At 69.1% G+C, this 26259-nt stretch carries 26 protein-coding genes; 9 read left to right on the forward strand and 17 right to left on the reverse strand.

What is annotated here, in order from left to right; translation table 11 throughout:
- Nucleotides 1-391: 391 nt before the first annotated feature.
- The 4 genes from BQ8420_RS29250 to BQ8420_RS29265 form a co-directional block, all read right to left on the reverse strand.
- Nucleotides 392-949: an NUDIX hydrolase gene (locus BQ8420_RS29250; protein ID WP_087103402.1), complete on the reverse strand. Its 558-nt coding sequence runs from the start codon at nt 947-949 to the stop codon at nt 392-394.
- Nucleotides 950-1048: 99 nt separating this feature from the next.
- Nucleotides 1049-1873, reverse strand: a complete 825-nt coding sequence (locus BQ8420_RS29255; protein ID WP_087103404.1) for a family 16 glycosylhydrolase — start codon at nt 1871-1873, stop codon at nt 1049-1051.
- A gap of 173 nt (nt 1874-2046) precedes the next feature.
- Nucleotides 2047-3420 (reverse strand): HAMP domain-containing sensor histidine kinase, encoded by a 1374-nt coding sequence (locus tag BQ8420_RS29260; RefSeq protein ID WP_087103406.1) that lies wholly within the window; start codon nt 3418-3420, stop codon nt 2047-2049.
- On the reverse strand, nt 3417-4082 hold the full coding sequence (locus tag BQ8420_RS29265; protein ID WP_087103409.1) for a response regulator transcription factor: 666 nt from the start codon (nt 4080-4082) through the stop codon (nt 3417-3419). Before BQ8420_RS29265 ends, BQ8420_RS29260 begins: the two co-directional genes overlap by 4 nt.
- A gap of 162 nt (nt 4083-4244) precedes the next feature.
- On the opposite strand from BQ8420_RS29265, the gene BQ8420_RS29270 reads away from it, so the two are divergent.
- The 3 genes from BQ8420_RS29270 (at nt 4245) to BQ8420_RS29280 (ending at nt 7149) form a co-directional block, all read left to right on the forward strand.
- On the forward strand, nt 4245-4931 hold the full coding sequence (locus BQ8420_RS29270; RefSeq protein WP_087103411.1) for a PepSY domain-containing protein: 687 nt from the start codon (nt 4245-4247) through the stop codon (nt 4929-4931).
- A gap of 143 nt (nt 4932-5074) precedes the next feature.
- Nucleotides 5075-6454 carry an LCP family protein gene (locus BQ8420_RS29275; protein ID WP_087103413.1) on the forward strand — a complete coding sequence of 460 codons (1380 nt, stop codon included), beginning with the start codon at nt 5075-5077 and terminating at the stop codon, nt 6452-6454.
- 104 nt (nt 6455-6558) lie between these two features.
- The gene (locus BQ8420_RS29280) at nt 6559-7149 is read left to right on the forward strand and encodes a CueP family metal-binding protein (RefSeq protein ID WP_087103415.1); all 591 of its coding nucleotides are present in this window, start codon (nt 6559-6561) and stop codon (nt 7147-7149) included.
- Nucleotides 7150-7162: 13 nt separating this feature from the next.
- Here BQ8420_RS29280 and BQ8420_RS29285 read toward each other — a convergent pair whose 3' ends face one another.
- The 4 genes from BQ8420_RS29285 to BQ8420_RS29300 form a co-directional block, all read right to left on the reverse strand.
- Nucleotides 7163-7819, reverse strand: coding sequence for a response regulator transcription factor (locus BQ8420_RS29285; RefSeq protein WP_087103417.1), 657 nt, complete (start codon nt 7817-7819; stop codon nt 7163-7165).
- Nucleotides 7816-9114 carry a sensor histidine kinase gene (locus BQ8420_RS29290; RefSeq protein WP_087103419.1) on the reverse strand — a complete coding sequence of 433 codons (1299 nt, stop codon included), beginning with the start codon at nt 9112-9114 and terminating at the stop codon, nt 7816-7818. Before BQ8420_RS29290 ends, BQ8420_RS29285 begins: the two co-directional genes overlap by 4 nt.
- A gap of 17 nt (nt 9115-9131) precedes the next feature.
- Nucleotides 9132-11132 carry a serine hydrolase gene (locus BQ8420_RS29295; RefSeq protein ID WP_087103421.1) on the reverse strand — a complete coding sequence of 667 codons (2001 nt, stop codon included), beginning with the start codon at nt 11130-11132 and terminating at the stop codon, nt 9132-9134.
- Between the two features lie 114 nt (nt 11133-11246).
- The gene (locus BQ8420_RS29300) at nt 11247-12170 is read right to left on the reverse strand and encodes a sugar-binding transcriptional regulator (protein WP_087103502.1); all 924 of its coding nucleotides are present in this window, start codon (nt 12168-12170) and stop codon (nt 11247-11249) included.
- A 172-nt stretch (nt 12171-12342) separates the two neighbouring features.
- On the opposite strand from BQ8420_RS29300, the gene BQ8420_RS29305 reads away from it, so the two are divergent.
- Genes BQ8420_RS29305 through BQ8420_RS29325 form a run of 5 tightly spaced genes read left to right on the forward strand, consistent with a single transcriptional unit; the run spans nt 12343 to nt 17525 of the window.
- Complete coding sequence (locus BQ8420_RS29305; RefSeq protein WP_087103424.1) at nt 12343-13356, forward strand: zinc-dependent alcohol dehydrogenase family protein; 1014 nt, start codon at nt 12343-12345, stop codon at nt 13354-13356.
- 17 nt (nt 13357-13373) lie between these two features.
- A complete protein-coding gene (locus BQ8420_RS29310; protein ID WP_087103426.1) occupies nt 13374-14735 on the forward strand; it encodes a sugar ABC transporter substrate-binding protein in 1362 nt (453 codons plus the stop codon).
- Entirely contained in the window at nt 14732-15691 is a 960-nt protein-coding gene (locus BQ8420_RS29315) for a carbohydrate ABC transporter permease (RefSeq protein WP_087103428.1), read from the forward strand. Before BQ8420_RS29310 ends, BQ8420_RS29315 begins: the two co-directional genes overlap by 4 nt.
- Complete coding sequence (locus BQ8420_RS29320; protein WP_200816146.1) at nt 15688-16560, forward strand: carbohydrate ABC transporter permease; 873 nt, start codon at nt 15688-15690, stop codon at nt 16558-16560. The genes BQ8420_RS29315 and BQ8420_RS29320 overlap by 4 nt, the downstream gene beginning before the upstream one ends.
- Before the next feature lie 29 nt (nt 16561-16589).
- Nucleotides 16590-17525: an aldo/keto reductase family oxidoreductase gene (locus BQ8420_RS29325; RefSeq protein ID WP_087103430.1), complete on the forward strand. Its 936-nt coding sequence runs from the start codon at nt 16590-16592 to the stop codon at nt 17523-17525.
- A 27-nt stretch (nt 17526-17552) separates the two neighbouring features.
- On the opposite strand, the gene aztD is transcribed toward BQ8420_RS29325, so the two are convergent.
- The 4 genes from aztD to aztB all read right to left on the reverse strand — a co-directional run bounded on the left by aztD (nt 17553) and on the right by aztB (nt 21816).
- Nucleotides 17553-18740, reverse strand: a complete 1188-nt coding sequence (gene aztD, locus BQ8420_RS29330; RefSeq protein ID WP_087103432.1) for a zinc metallochaperone AztD — start codon at nt 18738-18740, stop codon at nt 17553-17555.
- A 75-nt stretch (nt 18741-18815) separates the two neighbouring features.
- Nucleotides 18816-19733: a zinc ABC transporter substrate-binding protein AztC gene (gene aztC, locus BQ8420_RS29335; RefSeq protein ID WP_235006560.1), complete on the reverse strand. Its 918-nt coding sequence runs from the start codon at nt 19731-19733 to the stop codon at nt 18816-18818.
- A gap of 5 nt (nt 19734-19738) precedes the next feature.
- A complete protein-coding gene (locus BQ8420_RS29340) occupies nt 19739-20923 on the reverse strand; it encodes an ABC transporter (RefSeq protein ID WP_087103437.1) in 1185 nt (394 codons plus the stop codon).
- Complete coding sequence (aztB, locus tag BQ8420_RS29345; protein ID WP_087103439.1) at nt 20920-21816, reverse strand: zinc ABC transporter permease AztB; 897 nt, start codon at nt 21814-21816, stop codon at nt 20920-20922. Before aztB ends, BQ8420_RS29340 begins: the two co-directional genes overlap by 4 nt.
- Nucleotides 21817-21889: 73 nt before the next feature.
- On the opposite strand from aztB, the gene aztA reads away from it, so the two are divergent.
- The gene (gene aztA, locus BQ8420_RS29350; protein ID WP_087103442.1) at nt 21890-22543 is read left to right on the forward strand and encodes a zinc ABC transporter ATP-binding protein AztA; all 654 of its coding nucleotides are present in this window, start codon (nt 21890-21892) and stop codon (nt 22541-22543) included.
- 50 nt (nt 22544-22593) lie between these two features.
- On the opposite strand, the gene rpsN is transcribed toward aztA, so the two are convergent.
- The 5 genes from rpsN to BQ8420_RS29375 form a co-directional block, all read right to left on the reverse strand.
- Nucleotides 22594-22899: a 30S ribosomal protein S14 gene (gene rpsN / locus BQ8420_RS29355; RefSeq protein ID WP_087103444.1), complete on the reverse strand. Its 306-nt coding sequence runs from the start codon at nt 22897-22899 to the stop codon at nt 22594-22596.
- Complete coding sequence (gene rpmB / locus BQ8420_RS29360) at nt 22899-23135, reverse strand: 50S ribosomal protein L28 (RefSeq protein ID WP_087103446.1); 237 nt, start codon at nt 23133-23135, stop codon at nt 22899-22901. Before rpmB ends, rpsN begins: the two co-directional genes overlap by 1 nt.
- A 73-nt stretch (nt 23136-23208) precedes the next feature.
- Entirely contained in the window at nt 23209-24321 is a 1113-nt protein-coding gene (locus BQ8420_RS29365) for a GTP-binding protein (RefSeq protein ID WP_087103448.1), read from the reverse strand.
- 248 nt (nt 24322-24569) lie between these two features.
- Nucleotides 24570-25397, reverse strand: a complete 828-nt coding sequence (locus BQ8420_RS29370; RefSeq protein ID WP_087103450.1) for a DUF1989 domain-containing protein — start codon at nt 25395-25397, stop codon at nt 24570-24572.
- 49 nt (nt 25398-25446) lie between these two features.
- Entirely contained in the window at nt 25447-26256 is an 810-nt protein-coding gene (locus tag BQ8420_RS29375) for a carbohydrate ABC transporter permease (RefSeq protein ID WP_369825562.1), read from the reverse strand.
- Nucleotides 26257-26259 lie beyond the last annotated feature (3 nt).

The following is a 26259-nucleotide window of genomic DNA, read 5'->3' on the forward strand; positions in this document are numbered from 1 at the left end:
CCCCCTTCCCCGATAGCCGCCAAACCGCCGCCCGCACCGCACGGGTCAAGGCCACCAGCCCGATCGCTACAGCACACACCATCGCCTTGACGCGTGCGGTGCGGGCGGCAACAATCACGCGGCGGGGAAGGAGGGAGAACCCACCCCCACCCCGCCCAACCACCGGCAGGCTCTCGACCCCAGGCGCCCCACGCATCCACCCGACACCGTTCCAGATCACCCCAGATCACCCCGGAGCTCTCATGGGGTGTCATCGATCGTGGAGATCGAGACGGTGCCCATGGCACGCAGCCCGCAGCTCGTGGTCCGTATCCCGAGTGCAGAGATCCGTTCAGAGATCCCACCCAGAGGCTCTCCCACCGGCAAATGCTGGAGGACCTCTCACCAATGCTCACCAAAACCGACTCGACGGGTTCACGGCCCGCCCCACACGGGGACCGACAAGACGCTCGGCCACTTCCAACGGGTACCACTCGGCGCTCTCGACCTCGGACTCCTGTACACGCCCGATCTCCGCGTAACTCGTGGCGAAGGCGTATCCGAAGTCGAGGTGGAAGTGTGCGGGCTCGTCCTTCTCCGGTCGGGCGGGGACCTCGCCGAACTCGACATAGACGGGAACCGGCGGACCAGGGGCGATCGTGCCCACGTCGACGCCGGTCTCTTTCACCAACTCGCGTGCGGCGCCGGCGATCAGCGTGGAGTCGGTCGGCTCCAGGTGGCCGCCGGGTTGCAGGGTGAGGCCGTAGGCGCGGTGTTCGACCAGCAGGATCTCGGCCCGGTGGCGAACGAGTAGGGCGCCGACGGTGACGTGCATGGGGAAGGTCCGACGTGAGGCGAGGTCGCGGCCCTGGCTCAGCATTCGGGCCGGTTCGGCGAGCGCGGCCGCTTCTTCGGGGTGACGTCGCAGGTAGTCGGTCAGCGTGGCTCGGATCTGTGCGTCGGTGATCATCGCGGTGTCCTTCGTCCTGTGGGAAGCCGCTTCACCAGGGGAAAGCGGGGATGCCCGGCCCGGACGGCCCCGGACCTGACACCCCCGCCGCTCACTCGGTCAGTCCAGGGAGTACACGCGCACGTGGTCCACGCGCATCTCCTGCGGGAACTGTGTGCTGCCGTCCGGGTAGCCCGGCCAGTCGCCGCCCACGGCGACGTTGAGGATCATGAAGAACGGCTGGTCGTACACCCACGGGTTTCCTCGGGTGTCCTCCCAGGTGTAGGTCTGGTAGGCGTTGCCGTTGACCGACCAGGTCACCGATCCGGGCCGCCAGTCCACGGCGAAGTCGTGGAAGGTGTCGGCGAAGGACCACCCCTGCGGATGCATGTACGAACCGGTCAGGGGGTTGCCGCCGTGGTATCCGGGTCCGTGCAGGCTGCCGTGCACCAGGTGGGGTTCGCGGCCGATGTTCTCCATGATGTCGATCTCGCCGGAGTCCGGCCAAGGTGTTTGGGGGAAGTTCGCGCCCAGCATCCAGAAGGCCGGCCAGATGCCCTGTCCTCGCGGGATCTGGATGCGTGCCTCGATCCTGCCGTACTGGGGCTGGACCTTGTTCTGTGTGGTCATGCGCGCGGAGGTGTAGGAACCGTCGGCTTCCTGGCGGGCGGTGATGACGAGGTGGCCGTTGCCGTCCAGTGCGGAGTTGGCCCGGCTGTCGGTGTAGTTCTGCAGTTCGTTGTTGCCCCAGCCGTGGTCGCCGGTCTCGTGGTTCCAATTGGCGGGGTCGGGGGCGGAGCCGGCGGGGCCGTCGAACTCGTCCGACCAGACCAGGGTCGCCGCAGTGGGCACCGGTTCCTTGGTCTCGGCGGAGGCGGCGGCGGGGGTGTGCAGGAGGGCGACCGCGGTGAGGAGGGCGGCGGTCGAGGAGGTCAGGGTACGCATGGCGTGCTCCGGGGGGAGGGGCCCAAGGGGCGTGGCGGGCGGAGTCGATCCCTGTGGGTCACGTCGGTCGTGGGTACGGGTTCGGTGACCCCTGGTATTGGAAAGTTACCTTACGTTTAGTCTGGCTGTCCGGCAAGGGGGGAACAGGACCTTCTTCCCCGCCGGGTCGTCCTTCAGGCTGTGGCGATGGGCAGGAGGATACGGACCGAACTCCCCTGGGGCCCACTCTCTATGGCCACACGGCCGCCCTGCGCCTTCACCAGGGATCGTACGATCGGCAACCCCAGACCGACGAGTCTCCCCGACTGGTCGGAGCGCGTCGTCACGAACGGTTCGAACACGTGCGGGAGCAGTTCTGGATCGACCCCGGTTCCGTCGTCCGTGACGGTCAGGGCCACGGTGCCCTCGTCGACGTCGGTGGCCACGTCGACGACCACGTCCTGTGGGTTGTGGTCGATCGCGTTGGAGATCAGGTTCATCAGGCACTGCTCCAACCTGGCCTGGTCTCCGAGCACGACCTGAGGCGAGGCCTCTTGGAAGACCACTGATCGCGCGAAGGGGAGCGACTCGATCCTGGCCCGCACGGCATCGAAGAGGTCGGGCAGGAACACCGGACCGCGGTCGGCGTCGATCTCGTCGCCGCCGCGTGCCACCGCCATGAGGTCCTCCAGGACCCGACGCAACCGTTCGAGTTCGGCGTGCACGATCTCCGCCTCCGGCCCTCCCAGTAACTCCAGGTGCCCCTCGGCGACCGCGAGCGGGGTGCGTACTTCGTGGGAGATCGCCGCCAGGTAGCGGCGCCGACCCGTGTCCGCCTGTTCGATACGGGTGAGCATCCGGTTGATCTCGGTGGCCAGCTCCCTGACCTCGTCGTGGGTTTTCGGGACGGGCACACGTGTGGTGAGGTCGGCGGGGGAGATCCCCTGCGCGGCCGCCGACACCTCCCGCACCGGGGCCAAGGTGCGACGCACCACCAACCACAGCGCGATCCCGCCGCCGCCGACACCGATCCCTCCGGCCAGGGCGGTGACCAACAGGACCGTGGCGGCCGTGTCGTGGACCATGTCCAAGGGCGCGACGACGGTGATCACGGCGATCTCCTCGTCGGTCGCGTCGGTGACGGGAGTGTCCAGCACACGGATCCGGCCGACGTCGGTGTCCATCGTTCGGGCGACCCCGGGGACCGAAGCGGGCGCGTCGTCGCCGCGCATGAGCCCCGCGACCTTGGAAGGGCCTCCGGTGCTCTGCAGACGGACCCCGTCGACGTGTATCAGTGAGACATGTCGGGCCCCACTGGGGCGGATCGACAGTGCCCGGCGTGCGGCGCGCTCGGCCTCGGGGCCCGACACCACACCGTCCAGCCCGGCGGCGGTGGGCATCTGTTCCCCCAACGTGTCGCTCAGGAGCTCGGACTCCTGACTCAGCAGGCCGTCGACGTCGTTTCGGCCGGAGACCAGGACCAGCTCATAGGTCAGGGCGGTGATACCGCCCACCACCAACACCATCACCAGCAGGGACCGTAGGACCACGCGTTCGGTGAGGCTCACCTGGCGCCGTCGCTCAAGCGATAGCCGACACCGCGCACGGTCTGGATGTGATCCGCTCCGAGTTTGCGGCGCAGTTGGCTGATGTAGACCTCGACGACGTTGGAGGCACCGTCGAAGTCGTAACCCCAGACCAGGTCCAGCAACCGGGTTTGGGAGAACACCTGACCGGGGTGGTGCAGGAAGACCGCCAACAGGTCGAACTCCCGGGCGGACAGGGCGATGGCGGCACCGTCCACGAAGGCGGTGTGCCGTCCCAGGTCCAAAGTGATGTCCCCGGCGGTCAGGGTGTCGGTATGGTCCTGACCGCCGGTACGCAGCCGGGCGCGGATCCTGGCCAGGAGTTCGTTCACGCTGAACGGTTTGACCATGTAGTCATCGGCGCCGGCGTCGAGGTTGGCGATCCGATCACTGACCGCGTCCTTGGCGGTGAGCACGATGACCGGTACCGAGGGGCGGCGCAGGCGGAGCCGACGCAGGACCTCCTCACCCGACAGGTGCGGCAACCCCAGGTCCAGGACGATCAGGTCGACATCGGTGGACAGGGCCATGACCAACCCGTCGACACCGTCGGAGGCGGTCACCACCCGGTGCCCGGCGTCCTCCAGGCCGCGCCGGACGAAGGAGACGATGCCCTCCTCATCCTCCACCACCAGAATCGTCACCGCGCCGCACCCTCCTGCTTCCTTGGACCGCTCCAGCATGCCGGTCGATGCTGAGCCCAGCATGAGGGGAACCTGAAAACGGGCTTCAGGTTGGTTTCAGGTTCCCATCATCGCGCTGGTGGACAATGAGGTTCGCCCGACACCCCATCGAGGAAGGAGCCGATGATGCGACGCCTGCCGAGGTTCCTCCTCACCTGCGCGGCCGCCTTGTCGGCCCTGGCCATGGGCGGGTACGTCCTGCTCGGGGACCCGGAAAGGACGGTCGACACGATCCGTCTCGAAGGCTTCACCGGTGCTCCCACCCTCCGCTCCCCGGTGGGGGAGGGCCCCTCCCGGCCGGTCGACGGCCTTGAGCAGTTGGTCGGTGGCCTGCGTTCCGGTGCGGCCGTCGAGGACTGGTACGTCGCGGGTGTCGGGGTCGACGTCGGCCCTCGCGCGTGGTTGCTCACCGATGCGATCGTAGGGGACTTCGATGGCGACGGCGTGGCGGACCCGGTCCTGGCGGAACTGCGTGCCCTGGAGGGCGCCGAGGTCACACTCGGTGTGCGCTATGACTCCGACAGGGACGACGCCGGTGTGTTCACCATCAATGGGTCGCCCCTGCGCGACACCGACGGCGGGCCCGCCCCGTGGGAGGACTCCGGGGCCTCGGGAGAGGCCGGCCGTGGTGAGGTGGCCCTCGCCGCGGAGGAAGCGGTCGGAGAGGGGGCTCGGGCCACCGAAACCGAGCGCGTCGACGAGGCCGGCCGGCGCGGGTGGGAGGTCCGGGTGCGGGGCTCCGACGATCAGGAGTACCACGTGATCCTCGACCTCTCGGGCGCGGTCGTGGATGTCCGCGCGGACCACTGACGGTCGGTGACCGGGGGTTCCGGCGGTTTCGTGCCCCTTCTTCGCTCCCCACCTGAAGGCGACCTTCAGGTTCGTTTCAGGAAGAACTCAGCAACCACTGACACGCTGGGCGGGTTCGGTCGGAAACGGGAGAGGAGGAGGGGTTGTCACGTCCACCATCCCCTCGGTTGTCCACTGGACAGCGGGTCGCCTGTGTCGTCACGGCGTTGACCATCGTCGCAAGTCTGGGCGGCTACGGCTGGTACCAGGGGTTGATCGGCAACATCACCACCACGCAGGTGGACACCGACGAATGGGACCGGCCCACCAGCGTCGAGGGGGTCATGAACCTCCTCATCATCGGCTCCGACGTGCGCTCGGGTGAGAACGCCGACTACGGCGAGGCCGAGGGCGAACGCCCCGACACCATGCTCATCGCCAGCATCAACGTGGACAACGGCGCCGCCACCCTGGTCAACCTGCCCCGCGACCTCATGGTCGACCTGCCGGCCTGTGAAGCGTCGGAGGGCTACGAGGGCATGGACCCCCAGCAGGGCATGATCAACTCCGTCATGACCCTGGGTGGGGTGGGCTGCCAGTGGAACGCCGTGGAACAGGTGACCGGTGTGCACCTGGACCACTTCCTCATGATGGACTTCACCGGGTTCAAGGACATGGTGGACGCCCTGGGCGGGGTGCAGATGTGCATCCCCGAGGCCGTCGACGACCCCAAGGCCCACCTACAGCTGGACGCCGGACTCCAGACACTCGACGGCGAGGACTCCCTGGGCTTCGTGCGTTCCCGCTACGCCCAAGGGGACGGCAGCGACCTGTCGCGGATCGACCGCCAACAGGAGTTCATGGGCGCCATGCTCCGCGAGGTCCTCAGCAGCGACGTCATGACCAACCCGGTCACCATCACCAACTTCCTCCGCGCCGTCACCGACTCCATCAGCACCGACGACGACCTCACCGTCGATATCATGACCGACCTGGCCATCTCCATGCGCGAGGTCGACCTGAACCGGGTCCAGTTCATCACCGTCCCCAACGGGGCGCACCCCGACGACGAGAACCGCATCATGATGAGCCGGCCCCAGGCCACGGAGCTGTTCGAGGCGATCAACGCGGGAGCGGATGTGTCCGGGGGAGAGAACGGGGACGGGGACGACGCGGCCGATCCACCCGAGATCTCGGTCGAGATCGTCAACAACACCGGCATCGACGGGCTCGCCCTGGAGATCCAGACCCTCCTGGTCGACGAAGGCTTCGTGGTCACCGGTACCGGAAACCCCGAACTGCGCGCCCCCGCCGCGACCACCGTCTACCACGGCCCCGGCGACGAGGCGGCGGCCGAGCTGCTCGCCGGTTCCCTGGACAACGCCGTGACCGAGGAAACCGAAGGGCTGGAGCAGACCCTCGAACTCGTCGCGGGTACCGATTGGAACGGTCTCTCGGGCGACTCCTCGGCCGAGACCGACCTGTCCATCACCGACGACCTGGGCGGCGTCACCGCCGAAGAGGCCGAGGAGAGCGCTTGCTGAGGTAGGACCCCGCACGTTCCACCGATCCGCCGAGCCGGGTACCCCGGGCGGGTATAGGATGATCCCGCTCGACGTCGACCACGGGATCGGAACGGGAATCGGACATGAGGTACACGGCCATGGCCACGGTCGCCGCCGCGGCGCTCGCACTCACGGCGTGCGCCGCTCCACAGACCCAAGAGGGCGCCCCCGCGGACCAGGTCACGGAACTCCTGGCCGCGCATGGGCTCGACGACCTCGAAGGGCTCGACCCCCGGGAGCTCGTCGACCGCCTCGACCTCATGGCCGTGGAGGATCGACCCACCGACCTCATGGCCTCGGTGCGGCCCGGCTCACTGCTCCTGTCCGACACCGCCGGGGGCGAAGAGGTCGAACTCGACCTGCCCGAGGACCTCTTCTACCTGTCCATGGCCCCTTACGTGGACCGGACCCACGACTGTTTCCACCACAGCCTCACCTCCTGCATGGGCGAGCTGCGCGGTGAGGAGGTCACCGTGACCATCACCGACGACGCCGACGACACCGTGCTGGTGGAGGAGACCGCCCCCACCTTCGACAACGGGTTCGTCGGCTACTGGCTGCCCGGCGACATCGACGCGACCGTCACCGTCGAGTACGAGGGCCGCTCCGGTAGTACGCCGATCTCCACCGGTGCGGACGACCCGACCTGCCTGACCACCCTCGAACTGGTTTGAGGTACTCGACGCCTCAAGGCCGGGCCACACCCGTCCGGTAGGCCCACACCACCGTCTGAAGCCGGTCCCGGGTACCGATCTTGGTCATCGCCCGCCCCAGGTGCGACTTCACGGTGCTGGTCTCGATGAACAACACCTCGGCGATCTCCGCGTTGGACATCCCCTTGGACAGCATCCGAACGATCTCCGCCTCGCGCGAGGTCAGCAGGTCCACCACCTCGGGGGCGCGCTCCTTGGGCGGTCGCCGCCGGGCGAACTCGGCCATCACCCGCCGGGTCACCGACCGGTCCATCAACCCCTGCCCTCGCGCCAACCGCCGTACCGCCTCCACCAGATCGTCCGGGTCGGTGTCCTTGAGGACGAACCCGGACGCGCCGGCCTCCAGCGCCCCGAACACGTACTCGTCGAGGTCGAACGTGGTGATGACCAGCACCTCGGGCGGCTGCCCGCCGGCATGGTCCAGGATCTCCCGGGTCGCGGACAAGCCGTCGCCACCGGGCATGCGCACGTCCATGAGCACCACGTCGGGCTCCAGCCGACGGGCCAGTTCCACGGAGCTCGGCCCGTCACCGGCCTCGCCCACCACCTCGATGTCCTCGGCCGACTCCAGGATGACCCGGAACCCGGTCCGAACGATGGCCTGGTCGTCCACCAGCAGCACCCTGATCAACGCGTCTCCTCCCGCTCCACCGGAATCTCCCACCGAACCCGCCAGCCCCCGCCGTCCGTGGGCCCCACGTCCAATCTCGCGCCGACCACGTCCGCGCGCTCACGCATCCCCAACACCCCGAGCCCTCGGTGGCGCCGGTCGGTATCCGGGGTGCCGCCCCTCTCGTTCTCGACCTCCAACGCGAACCGCGCGGGTCGGTACCACAACCGTACGGACACCTTCGCGCCGGCGGCGTGGTCACGGGTGTTGGTCAGTGCCTCCTGCACCGTCCGATAGGCGGTCACGTCGGCGATCGGTGGCAGTTCGTAGGGGCTGCCCTCACGAACGAGGCGAAGGTCGGTGCCCAGTTCCCGTTCCGTCGACACGAGTCGTTCCACGGCGGCCAGTCCCGGAACCGGCGCGTCCCGGACCTCCGTTTCGTGGCCGGGCCGCGCCTCCTCCTCGTCCGGGTCGCGTAGTGCCCCCACCACGGCCCGCAGGCCGGTGAGGGTCTCCTTGCCCTGGGTACGCACCCAGTCCATCGCGTGGCGGGCGGCCTCGTCGTCGCGACCGATCAGTCGTTCGGCGGCCCCCGCCTGGACGACCATGCCGGACAGGTGGTGGGCGGCGATGTCGTGCAGCTCCCGCGCCATGCGGGTGCGTTCGGCCCGGATCGCGGTCTGTGCGCGCTCCTTGTGCGCCTGTATCTCTTCGGCGTCGCGCAGCCTCACCAGTTCCGCGTAACGGCGGTGGGTCCCCACGTAGATGCCGATCAGGCCCGGGATGAGGAGCGCCGGCACGGTCAGGATCGGTGCCGTCACCCAGGGAGGTGGTTCGCCCGGCAGTACCAGGGAAACTCCTGCGGCCGGCGCCAGAGCACCCGTGAGCAGGCCCTCCGCCGTCCCGTACACCAGGGCGCACGCCACCAGCACGACCGACAACCGCGACAGTGACAGCACGGTGCCGCAGGTGTAGGCGGCGATGAACAGGGCCGGCCCATGGAAGTTGAACCCGGCCGGGGTCAGGGCCGCGAGCAACACCTGGAGCGCCGCGACCCCCACCAGGGACAGGACCGGGTTCCGCCGACGCAGCCCCAGAGGAAGGGCCTGCGTCAGCAACACCAGGCCGGCGGAGACGATCGTTCCCCGGGCGAGCACGAGGCCCTCCAACGCCTCCAAGGCGGGCAGGGACACCCACAGGACGGCGACGGACACCGCTGCCACCAGCAGACCCAGGGCGATGTCGCGGCGGGTGTCCCCCCGCAGTCCCAGACCGTCCAGCAGATGATCGAAACGGTGCGTCGCCGACCGATCCATGGTGATGACCTCTCGCCTTAGTAGGACACGCTGGGGAAGAGCAGCCCGAAGGTGACCGCGAACCACTGCACGATCAACAGGGCGATCAGGACCAGGGCACCGCCCACCACATACTTCCATCCCGCGCGCCGCCGGAGGTCCTGGAACAGGCTCCAGGCCGCGGGCAGGATCGCCAGGACCCCGAGCAGTTGCAGCGCCTGGATCGAGCGCAGCACCAGGGTGGGGACGGTCTGGAACTCCATGATGACCATGACGACCGACACCCAGGACGAGAGCGCCACCACGGTGGATCCCACACCGACCCTGGTGAGGACGCGGGCGAGTCGACCTTCGCGGCCGCGCCCGGGTTTGCCGGCCCAGCGCCGCAGAAGGGCCCCGATCGGCCACGACAGCACGGTCACCACCAGGATGAGCACCGCCGCCGCCATGATCGGCAACGCCACCGATTGCTGACGCTCACCGTCGACAGGAAGCAGGGCGAACGCCGACGCGAAGCCGATGGCCTCGACGCTCTGCCCGTCCTCGTCCGGGCGCATGGTGATCACGCTGTGCCCGTCGACCTGGCGCCACACCCACGGTTCGATCTCCTCGTAGACCGTTGGAACGAACGTTTCCGGTCCGGGGGAGACCAGGATCGTCCCGTCGCCGAGGTCCTGTACCCGGGTCTGCCCCAGGACGTTCAGGGTGGCGAGGAAGTTGCTCTCCATCTGCCGTGAGCTGATGTAGGAGCCCTCGGCGAGGGCGGCGTGTTCGGCGGCCGTGTCCTCGACCGAGGCGTCCTCGACGCTTCCCTCCTCGGCGGGGAAGTACCGGTCGTAGAATCCGTCCACGATGTCCATGCGCAGGAGGTGGCTGGCCATGTCCGCGTTGCCGCTGCCGTTGAGGGTCACGAAGATGCCGCTGCGCGCCTCGGGCAGGAACTGCATCTCGGTGTGGAAGTGCTGGGTGTCCCCGCCGTGCCCGAGGATGCGGTGACCGTTACGGTCCTCCTCGAAGAGCCCCAGCGTCATCCGCGGTCCACCCGCCATGGGGCCCAGGACGTCCTCGTCCAGGGCCGGGGCGTGCATCTGCTCCAGGGTGGCGGGTTCGAGGATCTCCCCCTCGCCCTCCTGCGGCATGTGAGCGAGCATGAACCGCGCCATGTCGGTGGCCGAGGCGGTGAACGCGCCGGCGGGGGCCTCGGCGACCGTCTCGAACGGTTGGGCGGGGCCGCCGGTGACCTCATAGGCGCCGGCCAGACGTTCCCGCAGGTCGTCGGGTAGCGGCTGGGCGAAGGAGGAGGAGTCCATGCCGAGTGGTTCCAGGACCTCGGACCGGACGTACTCGTCGAAGGGGACGCCGCTGACCTGTTCGACGATGAGTCCGGCGAGCGAGTTGCCGTGGTTGGAGTAGGACGGGACCTCACCGGGCGGGTAGATCTGCTCCGGTGGGTCGGTGCTCAGACGTTGGGCCAGATCGGTCTCGGCGCCCTCGGCGAGGATGGCCCCTTCGATGCTTTCCTCGAACCCGGGTGTGTGGGTCAGCAGGTGCCGCATCGTGATGGGCTCGTCGAAGTTCTTGGGCTGGGGGAAGTCGAGGTATTCGTCGATGTCGGTGTCCAGGTCGATCTCCCCGCGCTCCACCAGTTGCATGGCGGCGGTGGCGGTGAACACCTTGGAGACGGAACCGACCCTGAAGAGGGTTTCCTCCGGATCGACGGGTACCGGTTCCTCCCCGTCGACGCCGGTGTCGGCGTAGCCGTAGCCGCGGGCGGTGAGCAGTTCACCGTCGTGGACCACGGAGATCGAGGCGCCGGGGATCTCGGTCCTCGCCAACTCCGTGGGGACCAATCCGTCCAACCAGGCGTTGACGTTCTCCTCGGTGAGTTCGGCGGTTACGGGGGGCACGGGGGGGGGGGTGGCCGCGACCGGGTCGGCCGAGCCGGAGGCGCACCCGGTGGCGAGCACGGCCAGGGCGCCGAGGGCGGCGGCCAGGGTCACCGGGGTCCGGTGCCGGCGGGTGGGTGGGTCGGTCTTCATGGGGATCACGGATCTCCTTCTCGTGTGTGATCCCAGCCTTGTGGAGGGCGCCCCCTCGCCGCATCGGGCGCGGGTCGAGACCGCGTCTACGACCTTTGGTGGAGGCGGCCACCCTCAGAACCCTTCGAGCAGTACCTTCGCCACGTCGCCGTCGGTCACCAGGGTCGAGACCAACCCGCTCTTGAGTACCGCGCCGATCGCCCGGGCCTTGGCCTCGTCGCCGGCTCCGGCGACCGCCACCACCTCGGGAACCTCGCGCAGTCGGTCGGTGTCGATGCTGATGACCCGCTCGTCCAGGTCGGTGTGGATGCGCCGCCCCTCGGAGTCGAAGAGCCGGGCGGACATCTCCGCGCTCACGCCCAGCGCCGTGTACAGCTCGCGCGCCCGCGGGGTCAGCGCGGGATAGACGGTCGAGTTGTGCTCGTCCCATCCGCCGATGGCCACCACGGCGGTGGAGAGTCGATCGAAGTGCCCGAACGCGGCGGCGATGCCCGGGTCGGCGCGCAGGGTCCGCGCGGTCGCCGCGTCCGGCAGGATGAGCGGCGCGTAGATCGGGTACGCCGCGCCACCGGACAGCCGCGCCACCCTGCGTACCGTCTCCACCGACCCGCCGGCCTCGGTGTGCTCCGAGAGCACCCCGTTGAGTTGCACCACCGTGCACCGGGGCAGTTCGACCATCTCCGCGCCCATGGCCTGGAGGCCGCGACTCCAGGCCAGTCCCAGCACGTCGTCGGGGCGCACGATCTCGGCCAGCAGTCGAGCCGCCACCGAACCCAGGGCCCGGCGGGTCTCAAGTGGGTCCTCCAAGGCGTCCACGACGATGGCCCGCCGCAGCCCGTAGGCCTCTCTGAGCCGTTCGGACTGTTCCCCGGCCAGCCGCGCGGGCAACCGGATGTCGATGCGCACGATCCCGCTCGTTCGAGCGGTCTCCAGATCGCGGGCGATCTTGAACCGGCTCAGTCCGAACTCCTCGGCGATCTCCACCTTGGAGCGTCCCTCCAGGTAGAACCTGCGGGCTATCGCGGCGAGCCGCACCATCTCCGCGGGGCCGTCGGGGGTAGGGTCACTGCGCCGATCGCTCATATGTGCATGAGTGTACTCGATTGTTGCTCCACCCATTGACACGCTGATTCCGGTGGGCTTTGAATGTACGAACATCTGTGACACAGATCGCTCAAACGAGCGATCATGCTTTCGGGAGGGTTCAGCCGTGCGCGCCGCCATCATCACCGAACCGGGATCCCTCGCCGTGGGAGACCGCCCGGAACCCACTCCCGCCCCCGACGGAGTCGTCGTCCGGGTCGGAGCCTGTGGCATCTGCGGGACCGACCTGCACATCGCCGACGGGGAGTTCCCGCCCAGCCCCTACCCGCTGGTGCCCGGCCACGAGTTCGCCGGTACCGTGACCGCCGTCGGCGAGCGCGCCCCCGGGGGCCTGCGCCCCGGCGACCGGGTGGCCGTCGACCCCTCGCTGTTCTGCGGACACTGCGAGTACTGTCGTGCCGGACGCGGCAACCTCTGCGCCAACTGGGGCGCGATCGGCGATACCGTCGACGGCGCCTTCGCCGAGTACGTGGCCGTCCCCGCCGCCAACTGCTACCGCATGCCCGACTCGATGAGCATGCGCGAGGGCGCCCTCGTCGAACCTTTGTCCTGCGCCGTGCACGGCGTGCGACGCATCGGCGTGGAGAACGGCGAACGCTTCCTGCTGATCGGCGCCGGCACCATGGGCCTGCTCCTGCAACAGCTGCTCCAAAGCTCCGGTGCCCGGGTGACGATGGTCGACCGCAACACCCGCCGCCTGGCCATCTCCGCCGACCTGGGCGCCGAACACACCGCCACCGACGTCACCGAACTGGACGGTGTCGGACCGGCCGACGGCTTCGACGCCGCGGTGGACGTCACCGGGGCGCCCCCCGCCATCGAAGCGGCCTTCATGTCCCTGCGCAGAGGGGGACGCCTGCTCGTCTTCGGGGTCGCCGACGGAGAGGCCCAGATCTCGCTCTCGCCCTTCCGGATCTACAACGACGAGATCACCATCGTGGGCTCCATGGCCGTGCTGAACAGCTACGGAGCCGCCGTGGACCTCATGGCCTCCGGGGCGATCCAGACCGCGCCGCTGCTCACCGACACCCTGCCCCTGGAGAAGTTCCCGGAGGCACTGGCCATGATGCGGGCCGGTAGCGGGGTCAAGATCCAGGTCGTCCCCGAGACCTCCGCCTGAGCCGGAAAGGCACCACCGTGCGCACCACCACCTTCACCACCGGCGCCACCGCCGTGGCGGCCTCGGCGCTCCTGCTCACCGGCTGCGCCGGGGCGGGGGCCACCTCCGCGGGGGAGGGGGCCGTCCGACTGACCGTCGCGATCGTGTCCAACCCACAGATGCAGGACGCGATCTCCCTGCAGGACGAGTTCCGCGAGGAGAACCCCGGCATCGAGGTCGACTTCGTGTCCCTGCCCGAGAACGAGGCCCGCGCCAAGATCACCACGTCCGTGGCCACCGGCGGGGGCGAGTTCGACGCCGTCATGATCAGCAACTACGAGACCCGTCAGTGGGCCGAGTACGGCTGGCTGGAGAACCTGCAACCCCTCATCGACGAATCCGAGGGCTACGACCACGAGGACTTCATCCCCTCCCTGCGCGAGGACCTGTCCGTGGACGGCGACATGTACTCGGTGCCCTTCTACGGGGAGTCGTCCTTCCTGACCTACCGCACCGACCTGTTCGAACAGGCCGGCCTGGAGATGCCCGAGAACCCCACCTGGGACGAGGTCGCCGATCTCGCGGCCGAACTCGACGGGGTGGAGCCGGGCGTGGCCGGGATCTGCATGCGCGGCCTGGCCGGGTGGGGTGAGGTCCTCAGCCCGTTCAACAGCGTCCTCAACACCTTCGGCGGCCGCTGGTACGACGAGGAGTGGAACGCCGAACTCGACTCCCCGCAGTTCCAGGAGGCCGCCGAATTCTACGTGGACCTGGTCCGCGAACACGGACAGCCCGGCGCCGCCAACAGCGGCTTCGGTGACTGCCTGAACCACTACTCCCAGGGCCGCGCGGCCATGTTCTACGACTCCACCTCCATGGTCAGCACCATCGAGGACGAGAACACCGCGACCGTGGCCGGACTCAACGGCTACGCGCCCGCCCCGGTGGCCGAGAGCGACTACGGCGGCTGGCTCTACGCCTGGGCCCTGGGCATCCCCTCCACCTCCGAGCACAAGGAGGAGGCCTGGACCTTCCTGGAATGGATGACCGACCGGGACTACGTGCGCACGGTCGCCGAGGAGTACGGCTGGCAGCGGGTCCCGCCCGGCAACCGACTGTCCACCTTCGAGGAGCCCGCGTACCAGGAGGTCGCGGGGGCCTACGCCGAACCCATGCTCCAGGGCATCGAGGAGGCCGACCCGCAGGACCCGGGCACCCGACCCGTCCCCTACGACGGCATCGGATTCCTGGCCATCCCCGAGTTCCAGGACCTGGGCACCCGGGTCAGTCAACAGCTCAGCGCCGCCATCGCCGGACGGATCACCGTCGAAGAGGCGCTCGCGCAGAGCCAGGAGTACGCCGAGACGGTCGGCGACACCTACAAGGAGGACGGGCGATGAGCACGGCGACGGCACCCGCCGAGAAGACGTCCGGGAAACCGACCGCACCCGCGGCCCGCACCGGTCGCGGCCCACGCGCCGCCGGGTGGGTGCGCCGGGCACCCCTGCTGCCCGCGCTGGTGTTCATGCTGGTCGTCACCCAGCTGCCGTTCCTGGCCACCATCGTCTACTCGCTCAGGTCCTGGAACCTGGTGCGCCCCGACTCCCAGGCGTGGGTGGGGCTCACCAACTACCTGGCGGTCTTCACCGACCGGCAGTTCCTCGCCGCGACGGCCAACACGGTGCTCATCACCGCCGCCTGCGTGGTGGTGGCGATGCTGTTGGGCGTCGGCCTGGCCCTGCTGTTGGACCGGAAATTCTGGGGGAGGGGCGTGGTGCGCACCCTCATCATCACCCCGTTCCTCATCCTGCCGGTGGCCACCGCGCTGCTGTGGAAGCACATCATGTTCGAGCCGGTGTTCGGCCTGATCAACTTCGTGCTCTCCCCACTGGGCGTGGAAACCTACGACTGGGTCTCCCAGACACCGATCGTGTCCGTGGTCATCGCCCTGGTGTGGCAGTGGACCCCGTTCATGACGTTGCTGGTCCTTGCCGGTCTCCAGAGCCAGGACACCGACGCCCTGGAGGCCGGACAGGTCGACGGCGCCTCCAGGTGGCAGAGCTTCGTGTGGATCACCCTGCCGCACCTGCGCCGCTACATCGAACTGGGCGTCCTGCTGGGGTCGATCTACGTGGTCAACACCTTCGACACGATCTACATGATGACCCAGGGCGGCCCGGGCACGGCCAGCTCCAACCTGCCCTTCTACATCTACCAGCGCACCTTCCTCGGCTTCGACATCGGTCAGTCGGCGGCGATGGGCGTCGTGGTGGTGGTCGGCACCATCCTCGTGGCGATGCTGGCGCTGCGACTGATCTTCCGCACGTTCATGAACGCACAGGAGGCCACATCGTGACCGCCCAGGCCACCGCACCCTCGGCCTCCGCCGACACCCGCGTCCCGCACCGGCCGCGCCGGCCGATCGGCGCGATCGCCCTGAGCGTGTTCACCTGGCTCGTGGGCCTGGTGTTCGTCGCACCCGTCCTGTGGCTGGTGCTGACCGCGTTCAAGCAGGAGAACCAGGCCGCCACCGACCCGCCCACGCTCTTCTTCCAACCCACCCTGGACCGGTTCGCCGCGGTGCTGGGCGCGGACTTCATGCCCTACCTGGGCAACTCCGTGATCGCCACCCTGGCCTCCACGCTCCTGGTGCTGGCCCTGGGCATACCCGCGGCGTACGCGCTGTCCATCGCCCCGGTCAAGCGCACCAACGACGTGCTGTTCTTCTTCATTTCCACGAAGATGCTGCCGGTGGTGGCGGTGGTCGTGCCGATCTACGTCGCCGCCGCACACCTGTCCATGCTCGACAACATCTGGACCCTGGTGGTGCTGTACACGGCGATGAACCTGCCCATCGCGGTGTGGATGCTGCGCTCGTTCTTCCTGGAGGTGCCCAAGGCGATCGTGGAGGCCGCCCGGGTGGAGGGGGCGGGACTGGGTCGGGTTTTGTGGTCGGTGATGATGCCGATCATGGCGCCGGGCATCGCGGCGACCGCCCTGATCTGCATGATCTTCGCGTGGAACGAGTTCTTCTTCGCGGTGAACCTGACCGCCGCCCAGGCCGCCACCGTCCCGGTCTTCCTCACCGGCTTCATCACCAGTGAGGGGTTGTTCGTGGCGCAACTGTCGGCCGCCGTGGTCATGGCGTCGCTGCCCATCGTGGTGATCGGTTGGACCGCCCAGCGCCAACTCGTCCGAGGCCTGTCCATGGGCGCCGTCAAGTAAGGTTGGCGCCCGATCGGAAAGGACCCCACGTGAAGACGTTCACCCTGCCCGGAACGGACATCACCGTTCCCAATGTCGTGCTCGGCCTGATGCGCATCGCCGACAAGACCGACGAACAGATCCGCACCCTGGTCCACGCCGCGCGCGAGGCCGGGATCGACTTCGTCGACCACGCCGACATCTACGGGCCCACCACCCACGCGTGTGAACGTCGCTTCGCCGAGGCGATGCGCCTGACCCCCGCCGAACGCGACGGTCTCACCATCCAGACCAAGGCCGGCATCGTCCCCGAGGGGCCCTACTTCGACCACTCCTACGAGCACATCGTCGCCTCCGTCGAGGGTTCGCTGCGGGCCCTGGACACCGACCACGTCGACATCCTGCTGTTGCACCGGCCCGACGCGCTCGTCGAACCCGAGGAGGTCGCCCGGGCCTTCGACGACCTGGAGTCGGCCGGGAAGGTGCGCGCCTTCGGGGTCTCCAACCACACGCCCCGCCAGGTCGACCTGCTGCGCAAGCACGTGCGCCAACCGATCGTGGCCAACCAGCTCCAACTGTCCATCACCCACGCCCCGATCATCACCCAGGGCCTGGCCTCGAACATGATGGGCGAGCCCCAGTCCGCGACCCTCGACGGCGGCGGGGTACTGGACCACGCCCGCCTGCACGACATCACCGTGCAGGCCTGGTCACCGTTCCAGGCCGGGTTCTTCGACGGCGTGTTCCTGGGCTCGCCCGAACACCCCGAGCTCAACGCCGTCATCGACCGTCTCGCCGAGAAGTACGACGTGCCGCCCATCGCGGTGGCCACCGCCTGGATCACCCGGCACCCCGCGCGGACGCAGGTCGTGCTGGGCACCACCACACCCGAACGGGTCACCGGTGCGGCCCAGGGCTCGGAACTGCCCCTGAGCCGCCCGGAGTGGTACGAACTCACCCGAGCCGCCGGCCACCGCGTTCCGTGATGAGAGGGGCCGGCGGCGGTTCGGAGGCTAGTGGTCGACCCCGCTGAGCTCGTTGGGGGTCTCCGCCAACGTCACCGAGGCGGTGACCTCACCACTGGCCAGGTCCACGGCGTGCACCTGGTCGGTGGCGGTGTCGGTCACGTACGCGGTGCCACCGCGCACGAACAGGGCGGGACGGGGCTGCTGCCACTCCAGCGGCTCCTCCCACTCGTCCATCAACTCGACGCTGTCGGTGATCTCGGCCGTCTCGGGGTCGATCACGTGCAGCGCGCCGTCGGTGCCCAGGACCAGGGCCTCACCGTTGGGGCCACGGCCCAGGGAACGGAAGGTGTAGCTGGCGGGCAGGTCGACCAGGGTCATGGAGGCGTCGGCGGTGTCGACCAGGGCGACCTGCTCGGGCCGCTCCAGTTCGGCGTCCGGGTCGGTCTTGTAGTCGCCCAGGACGACGGGGGAGTCGTCGGATCCGGCCTGGTTGCCGATGCGCCCGTAGTCGTCCTCGCTGTCCACCTTGGTGAACTCGCCGTCCTGGTAGGTCAGGACGCCGTCCTCGCAACCGATGACGACGGCCTCGCCCTGGGCCGTGGTCTCCCCGTGCACGCCGGGGCACTCCTCGCTGCGGGCGACCTCCTCGCGGTCCTCGTCCAAGACGACGGCGCCGACGCGTTCCTCCTCGTCCCCGAGGGTGACGAGCAGTTCCCCGTTCTCCAGTTCCACGGCCACACCGTGGTGGGCCTCCTCGGTGGTGTAGGTGTCCAGGTCCTCGGGCATCCCCTCGCCGAGGGCGTCGGTGTCGAAGGCGGTCACCTCACCGGTGCCGTCGGCGAAGAGCACGGTGCGACCCGCGTGCCGGACCACGTGTCCGGGGGTGTCGGCGCTGAAGACGGTGTCGGTCTGCTCCGCGCCGACGGCGTCCAGGACCTGGAAGCCCTCGGAGGTGGAGACGAACACGTGCCGCTCGTCCCCGGCCGGGTTGAGGCGGTTGAAGCCCTCCAGTTCGATGTCCTGGGCGACCTCCAGGGTCTGTCCGTCCAGGACGTAGAGGCCTCCGTCGAAGGTGGTGACGATCGGTTCGTTCGCCGAGACGCCGGTCTCGTCGGAGGTTTCCGCTCCGGCCTCGGAGGCGGTGTCGTCGTCGGTGCCGCAGGCGGTCAGCAACAGCCCCGCGGAGAGCAGGACGGGTAGTGCGGCCCGGCGTCGGTGGTGTGGTGTGCGCATGGTTCTCTTTCGGTTTTCGGTGTGGGAGAAAACGGCCGTGGCGGGAGACCACGACGTGGGAACCCGGAGATCGGGTCAGTCGCCGCCGAGTCCGGCGGCGATGGCTTCGGTGTTGGCGCGCATCATCTCCAGGTAGGTGGCGGCGCCCCCGCCCTCCTCGGTGAGGGATTCGGAGTAGAGCGGGACGACCTCGATCTCCACCCCCGCCTCCTCGGCCATGACGGTGGCCAGCCGGTCGGGTTGGGAGGAGTCGGCGAAGACGGCCGAGACACCTGCTTCGGCGACGGCGTCGGAGAGGTCTTTGAGGTCGGAGGTGCTGGGCGAGGCCAGGGTCGTGCCGCTGGGGATGACCGCGCCGATGACCTCGAAGTCGTAGCGGTCGGCGAGGTAGCCGAAGACGTGGTGGTTGGTCACGAGCCGGCGGTCCTCGTCCGGCAGGGCGGCGAACTCCTCGCCCATCCACGCGTCGAGTTCCTGGACTTTGGCGGTGTAGGCATCGGCGTTGGCGCGCACGGTGTCGGCGTCGGCCCCGTCGACCTCCTCGACCACGTGTTCGGTGATCAGGTCCACCGCCATGAGCACACGGGCCGGGTCGGTCCAAAAGTGCGGGTCGGGCTCGCCCTCGCTCTCGTCGGAGGTGTAGGGGAGGGGGTCGACGTTCGTGCCGACCTCCAGAGCGGGCACGCCCGCCTCCTCCGCGGCGGCGACGTTGCGCGCGATCCCCTCCTCCAGGCCGAGACCGTTGTGCACGACCAGGTCGGCGTTCTCCAACCTCGCGGCCTCCTGAGCGGAGATACCGAAGGAGTGCGGGTCGGCGTTGGGCTTCATCAGTACGGTCACCTCGGCCTGGTCGCCGACGATCTCTCGGGTGATGTCGCCGAGGATGTTGGTGGTCACCACGATTCCCTCACCGCCGTCGTCGGGAGAGCAGGCGCCCAGCGCGACGACGAGTCCGGTGACGGTGAGCGCGGCCAAAGCCTTGCGGGGACGCACGTCGATCACCGTCCCGTCTCGACCATGAGGTGCGGCACGATGTCCACCTCGAAGGTGCGGGCCGTGCGAAGGTCGTCGTTGTAGTCGATCTCGTGGACCAGGCCGGCCTCGGCGTCGTTGACGTAGGCGCGGGAGGTGTCCACCTGGAGCGCGGGTGGATGTTCGGCGTCGACGGTCGCCACCAGCGATGTTCGGGCGATCTCCTCCCCGGTCTCGGAGTCCAGGGAGTGCAGGGTGCCGTCACCGTCCAAGGCCAGGACCTGCATGTCCTCACCGACCGAGGTCACCGCCACGGTGTCGTCGAGGTCGAGTGAACGCCATTCGTCCGCCGCCAGGTCCAGGACCCACGGATCACCGTCGGTGGACAGCGCGGCCAGGACCGCCGAGCCGGGGCGGTGGTGGAAGGAGTCGACGCGCCCGGAGCCCGGATAGGGCAGGACGGACGCTTCGAGGGCGTCGTCCTCCTCGGTCAGGTGCAGGGTGCCCTCATCGCAGCCCACGACCAGGCCGCGGCGGGTGACGGCCGCCCCTCGGGGGTCGGCGCAGGTCTCGTCCAACGTCTCGGCGGACTCTCCGTCCCTGTTCAGGGCCTGGACCGCGCCATCGTCGTCCACGGCGACCAGGCCACCGCCGAACGGCAGGGCGAGCGACGTTTCCTCGGAGGTCGTGTCGGCGGTGGAGACCGTTCCGTCCTCCAACCCTTCCCGTTCCAGGACCAGGGAGGTGCCCGCGTCATCGATGACCGAGGTGAGCACGGTGTCGGTGACGACCGAGGAGGTGGTGACCCCGTCCAGTGCGCCGACCGGCCCGGAGCCGGTCCGGTAGTAGTGGTTGTGATCGCCGTGGTCGACCGTCCACACTCCGCTGTCGAACACCTCCGTCATCCCATCACCGGATGAGTTGAGATAGGCGAACCGGCCATCCCCGGCGATGCCGTCCGCTCCGGGGACGGTGCCGAGTTCGGTGGTCTCCTCGGTGATCAGGTCCACCAGCCGCACCTCGCCGCTGTCGGCGTCGGCCAGGACCAGCCGGGACTGCGGTTCGGCGGCCTCCTCGGCCCCTTCGACGTAGCCGTGGGGTGTTTCCTCGGCCTCGGGTGCCTCGTCCCGGGGTGGTTCTCCGGCGCAGCCGGCCAGGAGCAGGGTGCACAGCCCCACGGCTGCGGCCTTCGCTGTGGTCAGGGGTCTCACGGGGTCATCGACCTCTCTTCGAGTCGAGGGTGGGAAGGGGATGTGGAGGAGGGGGCCGTGGGGCGTTCTCGTCGCGTGAGTCGAGAACGCAGGGCCGAGAGCGCCACCGAGACGAAGAAGAACGCCACGGCGGTCGCCGCGATGCTCGCCCCGGCCGCGGTCTCCCAGTGCCAGGAGGCCAGCAATCCGACGTAGGTCGAGGCGACGCCGATCAGGGCGGCGGCGCACATGATCGTCGGCACGCTCCTGGCCCACAGCACGGCCGTCGCGGGAGGTGCGATCAGCAGGCCGAACACCAGCAGGGTGCCGACCACGTGGAAGGAGGCGACCACGGCCAGGGTGACCAGGGCGAGCATCGCGGCGTGGGCCGCGCGCGGGGCCAGCCCGAGGGTGTGCGCCTTGCGGGGATCGAACGCCAGGGCTATGAAGGCCCGGTGTCCCAGAACCGCCATCACCATCGCCACCAGCAGGCAGATCCCCAGGTGCCACAGGTCGCGTTCGCGTACCGCCAGAACGTCGCCGAAGAGGAGTCCGGTGAGGTCGACGGCGAACGTGGCCGAGTGCGAGACCAGGATGACGCCGAGGGAGAGCATGCCGACGAACAACAGTCCGATGCTCGTGTCCTGAGACAGTCGCGGGGAGCGGTTCAACAGGGTGACCCCCGCGGCCATGGCCCCGGCCGCCAGGGCGGCGCCCAGGAACAGGCTCTGGCCGAGCAGGGCGGCCAGGGCCACCCCGGGGAGCATGCCGTGCGACATCGCGTCCCCGAGGAAGGCCATTCCCCGCAGGACGACCCACGTTCCCGCGATTGCGCAGATGAGGGAGACGAGGGCGCCGCCCCACAGCGCCCGCTGGACGAAGGTGACCCCGAACGGATCGATCAGTGCTTCCATGATGAGACACTCTACAATGATAACCATTATCGTTTTAACATCGGGTCGAACGAGGGGAAGGCGGAGGAAGCGGATGATCCACACGGAGTTGCGGGGTGTTCACGCGGGGTATGGGCGCGAGGACGTGCTGAAGGGGGTCGACGCGCACATCCCCCAAGGCGTGATCACGGCGCTGGTCGGAGCCAACGGCGCGGGCAAGTCCACCCTGCTCGCGGTTCTGGCGGGCACCCTCAAGCCGCGTGGCGGTGAGATCGTGCGGGCCTCGCGCGCTGGTCCCGCCTTCGTGGTCCAGCGCAGCGCGGTCCCCGACACGTTGCCGCTCACGGTGCGCGACGCGGTAGCCATGGGGCGCTGGGCCCATCGCGGACCCTGGCGGCCATTGGACCGGCGCGACCACGCGATCGTGGATCGGGCACTGGACCGGGTCGGAATCGTCGACCTGTCCGGCCGCCAACTGGGCGAGGTGTCCGGAGGACAACGCCAGCGCGCCCTGATCGCCCAAGGGCTGGCCCAGGAGGCGGACCTACTGCTGTTGGACGAGCCCTCCGCCGGGCTGGACCGTCAGGCCAGGGAGCACATCGCGCGGGTGATCGCCGAGCTGCGCGGCGAGACCACCATCGTCCACGCCACCCATTTCCCTGACGAGTCCGCCGGCGCCGACCACCTCCTCACCCTGGACGAGGGCCGAGTGGTGGAGTCCGTTCCGAATGCGCACCGTGGACGTTAGGCGTCCTGCCCCCGTGGACCGACCGGATCGTGCCGGTCGGTCCGGGCCGGTCACCAACTGGACTTGGTGATCCCGGGCAGCTCTCCTCGGTGTGCCAGCTCGCGGAAGCGGATCCTGGACAGGCCGAACTTCCGCAGGTGGCCGCGGGGGCGCCCGTCCACGGAGTCGCGGTTGCGCACCCGGGTGGCACTGGCGTCGCGCGGTTGGCGGCGCAGTTCGGCCACGGCGGCGGCGCGTGCCTCCTCACCGGTGTGCGGGCTCTTGATCAGCCGTTTGAGTTCGACGCGTCGCTCGGCGTAGCGGGCGACCACGGCCTTGCGCTGATCGTTGCGGGCGATCTTGCTCTTCTTGGCCATTAGACCTTCTCTCCTCGGGCACGGATGTCGGCGACCACGCGCTCGATCCCCCGGGCGTCGATCACCTTCATCCCCTTGGCGCTGACCCGGAGCTTGACGAAGCGTCGTTCGCCGGGCAGCCAGTAACGCTTGCTCTGGATGTTGGGGTCGAATCGGCGCTTGGTGCGTCGATGGGAGTGGGAGATCGCTTGGCCGAACGCGGGTGCCTTGCCGGTTACCTGGCAGATGCGGGACACGGTGGGTTCCTTCCTGGTGGGTCAGCAACGCCATCTCACGGGCGTGCGGTGCTGCGCTCTCGGGTGGTCATGGTCACCTCTCTGAGAACTCGGCGAAGGGATCGTTCAGGAATTCCTGGTCGGCTTCGTCCGCGGTGACCAGGCACGACTCCAGTAGGGAGAGCAGGGCGCCGGTGTCCATGCCGATTCCGGTGAAGGCCAGGTGCTGCCGACGGTCGCCCACCCGTGGATTCCAGTCCAGGAGGGCGGAGGCGCGGCGGGCCGGCGCGACCAGGTCCATGGCCGCGTCGGGCAGGGCGGCCATCCAGGGGCCACCGTTCTCCACCATGAGCAGGTCCTGGTGGGAGTCCCAGACCAGGAGGACGTCGGGTTGGCTCGCCAGCCAGAAGCGGCCCCTGCCGCGCAGGATCATGCCGACGATCCGCTCCAAGGCCTCGGCGAGTCGCTCGGGGTGAAAGGGTCGGGTCCTGGTCCAGGCGGTGGTGATCACGCCCAGTTCCTCGGGGTGTCCGGCGTACTGGGCCCAGGCCGGGTTGGTCCGGGCGTGGGCGGCCCGGGGATCGAACTCGGCGTCGAGGAAGTCTCGAAGGTCGGTGCCCGAGCCTGCGATCGCGGCCGCGGGGTTGAGTTGTCGGATGAGCGCCTGGGCTTGTCGGTGGGTCCGCGCGGTCCGTGCGCCGCGCAGGACGATGACGTTCGGATACTCGATCTGGCGGCCGAGGACCTCGGCGACCGTTCGGGTGTCGTCCTGGGCGATGTCCAGGCGACGGTCGCTCAGGTCGTCGTGGCAGCCCAGATCCGTGGTCAGTCGGTCCACGTCGACGGCCGTGGCCACGGTGGCCAGGCGCAGCTCCTCCTGTTCGGCGATGCTCTCGGCGATGGAGCGGGGCTCCACTCCGTCCCAGGACTCCACGACGCACAGGTCGTGTCGGCCGCCGGCGGCGGCGCGCAGGAGGAAGGGGATCAGATCCTCGCGCAGGGTGCAGGAGGCGCAGACGTGGTCGAGGTCCACCTGCTCGCTCTCCGCGGGGCTCGAACGGTCGCGCACCACACGGTGCACGGCGCCTTCGCCGATGTCCCGCATGTCGTGGTGGACGGCGATGGCACGTGGGACGGCGGCCAGTAGGTCGTTCACGGCCTCCTGCCGCGCGGACCCGTGTAGGCCGGTGACCAGGGCGATACGCATCGGATGCTCCTCTCCATGGCGTGCTCTCTCATGATGAAAATGAAAACCGTTTTCGCACTCTACACCGTCCCGCCGGAGCCCGGGGTCCCAGTGCCGGGCTTAGGTGTGGCGTTGATAATCATTTTCGAATGATCGAGACGTGTCCCCCAGGAGTCCTCCCGTGCATGAACCTCCACTGGGTCGGGCTCTCGCAGCCGCAGGGCCGTCCACACCTGGTGTGAACGGCCCTGCTCTTCGAGTGGGGTGGTTCAGGTGCGCAGGCCGTGCGAGCCCCGGTAGGCGGCGGTGGGCGGCATGCTCCACCCCTCCAACAGCTTCGGGGCGGGCCGGTACACCTCCACCGCCAGCGGGCGGCACACCTCGATCGGGTCGCGTGCGTCCGGGCCCCACAGCGGTACCGACAGGTCACCGCCCGGACACGTGGACAGGGCGCACAGCAGGTCCTGTTCGGCGAAGAACTCCAGGAAGTCACCAGGCCGGGCCGGTGAGGTCTTCATGAAGTACCGGTCCTCGTCGTTGAGACCGGTGCACTGGAAGACGTTGAGCACGTCGTGCACGTCGAACTCGGTCAGCCCGTACGGCAGCACCGCCCGGGTCAGGTTCGAGTGGCAGTGCAGGTCGAAGTCCGCACCGGTGAGCATCCGGTTGACGTACGGGTCGCAGCGCGTCCCCAACAGGTCGTGCACCCGACCGCCCTCGGCGTCGGTGCCGTACCAGGCCAGGGAGTCGGCGGTGATGGTGGCCAACGGCCGCAGGTAGGGCAGGGTGGACCACAAGCGGTCGTGGGTGGACACATGGGCGCTCTGCAACTGGCGGGTGCGCGACGCCCACAGCCGCTCGCGCGGGTTGTGCCCGTTCCAGAGGTTCAGGTCGCCCACCTGCGGCCCCTCCGGGGCGATGATCCGGAACAGGTGACCGGCGGGCACCCGCCAGGCCCGGCCCGAACGGATCGGTATCGTGAACCGCTCCACCACGGCGCGGTCATCGGTGCTTGCCGCCAACCGGTCGTAGAAATCGGTGTCGACGTCGAGGGCACCGCCCTCGCCCGCCCGGTAGGCGGCCTCCGGTGAACCCATGGAAGGCTCCTCTCTCTCGCGTGCCCGACCCGATCCCTACCCGGGGCTTTCAGGCCTTCACTGCCCCCTGGGTCAGACCGTTGACGAAGCTGCGCTGGAAGACCAGGTAGACCACCACGATGGGGGCGATCACGAGCAGGCTCGCCGCGGACAGCAGTGGGATGTCGGTGCCGTACTGGCCCACGAACAAGCCCAGCCCGGTGGGTGCGGTGCGCAGGGCCGGGTCCTGCATCATCACCAGCACCAGCAGGAACTGGTTCCACGACCACATGAACACCAGCACCGCCAGGGTGGTGATGGCCGGCCAGGAGATCGGCAGCAGCACCCGGGCCAGCACGGTGTGGTCGCGGGCCCCGTCCACCCGGGCGGCCTCCACCAACTCCCGGGGCACCGAGGCGAAGTGCGACTGCATCCAGTACACGCCGAAGGGCAGGAACAGGGCGATCTCGGCCAGGATCACCCCGGTGTAGGAGTTGGTCAGACCCACCTCGCGCAGGTTGAAGTACAGGGCGATGACCAGCAGTTCCACCGGCAGGGTCAGGCCCAGCACGAAGGCCAGGGAGATGCCCTTGCCGCCCCACACACCCAGGATGGACAGCGCGTACCCGGCCAGCGTCGCCAGGCACACGGTCAGCGGCACCACGAAGGCGACGATGACCACGCTGGACCACATCAGTCGGCTGAAGTTCCCGGCCTCCCAAGCGAGTGCGAAGTTGGACCACGACCACTGCTCGGGCAGGGAGAACGCGCCGACCTGCCCGCCGGCCGGATGTACCGAGGCCAGTGCGATCCCGGCGAAGGGCGCCAGCACCAGCACCGCCAGGGTGCTCAGCAGCCCGTACCGCAGCGCGGTCGTCATCGC

Origin of the sequence: Nocardiopsis sp. JB363 (genome assembly GCF_900143625.1) — a bacterium.
In the GTDB taxonomy this organism is placed as follows: Bacteria; Actinomycetota; Actinomycetes; order Streptosporangiales; family Streptosporangiaceae; genus Nocardiopsis.

Bases quoted from the DNA above. Each gene is read 5' to 3' on its own strand.
- BQ8420_RS29250 (WP_087103402.1), bottom strand. From the start codon at position 949: ATGATCACCGACGCACAGATCCGAGCCACGCTGACCGACTACCTGCGA.
- BQ8420_RS29255 (WP_087103404.1), bottom strand. From the start codon at position 1,873: ATGCGTACCCTGACCTCCTCGACCGCCGCCCTCCTCACCGCGGTCGCC.
- BQ8420_RS29270 (WP_087103411.1), top strand. From the start codon at position 4,245: ATGATGCGACGCCTGCCGAGGTTCCTCCTCACCTGCGCGGCCGCCTTG.
- BQ8420_RS29280 (WP_087103415.1), top strand. From the start codon at position 6,559: ATGAGGTACACGGCCATGGCCACGGTCGCCGCCGCGGCGCTCGCACTC.
- BQ8420_RS29290 (WP_087103419.1), bottom strand. From the start codon at position 9,114: ATGGATCGGTCGGCGACGCACCGTTTCGATCATCTGCTGGACGGTCTG.
- BQ8420_RS29295 (WP_087103421.1), bottom strand. From the start codon at position 11,132: ATGAAGACCGACCCACCCACCCGCCGGCACCGGACCCCGGTGACCCTG.
- BQ8420_RS29300 (WP_087103502.1), bottom strand. From the start codon at position 12,170: ATGGTGCGGCTCGCCGCGATAGCCCGCAGGTTCTACCTGGAGGGACGC.
- BQ8420_RS29315 (WP_087103428.1), top strand. From the start codon at position 14,732: ATGAGCACGGCGACGGCACCCGCCGAGAAGACGTCCGGGAAACCGACC.
- aztD (WP_087103432.1), bottom strand. From the start codon at position 18,740: ATGCGCACACCACACCACCGACGCCGGGCCGCACTACCCGTCCTGCTC.
- aztB (WP_087103439.1), bottom strand. From the start codon at position 21,816: ATGGAAGCACTGATCGATCCGTTCGGGGTCACCTTCGTCCAGCGGGCG.
- aztA (WP_087103442.1), top strand. From the start codon at position 21,890: ATGATCCACACGGAGTTGCGGGGTGTTCACGCGGGGTATGGGCGCGAG.
- rpsN (WP_087103444.1), bottom strand. From the start codon at position 22,899: ATGGCCAAGAAGAGCAAGATCGCCCGCAACGATCAGCGCAAGGCCGTG.
- BQ8420_RS29365 (WP_087103448.1), bottom strand. From the start codon at position 24,321: ATGCGTATCGCCCTGGTCACCGGCCTACACGGGTCCGCGCGGCAGGAG.
- BQ8420_RS29370 (WP_087103450.1), bottom strand. From the start codon at position 25,397: ATGGGTTCACCGGAGGCCGCCTACCGGGCGGGCGAGGGCGGTGCCCTC.
- BQ8420_RS29375 (WP_369825562.1), bottom strand. From the start codon at position 26,256: ATGACGACCGCGCTGCGGTACGGGCTGCTGAGCACCCTGGCGGTGCTG.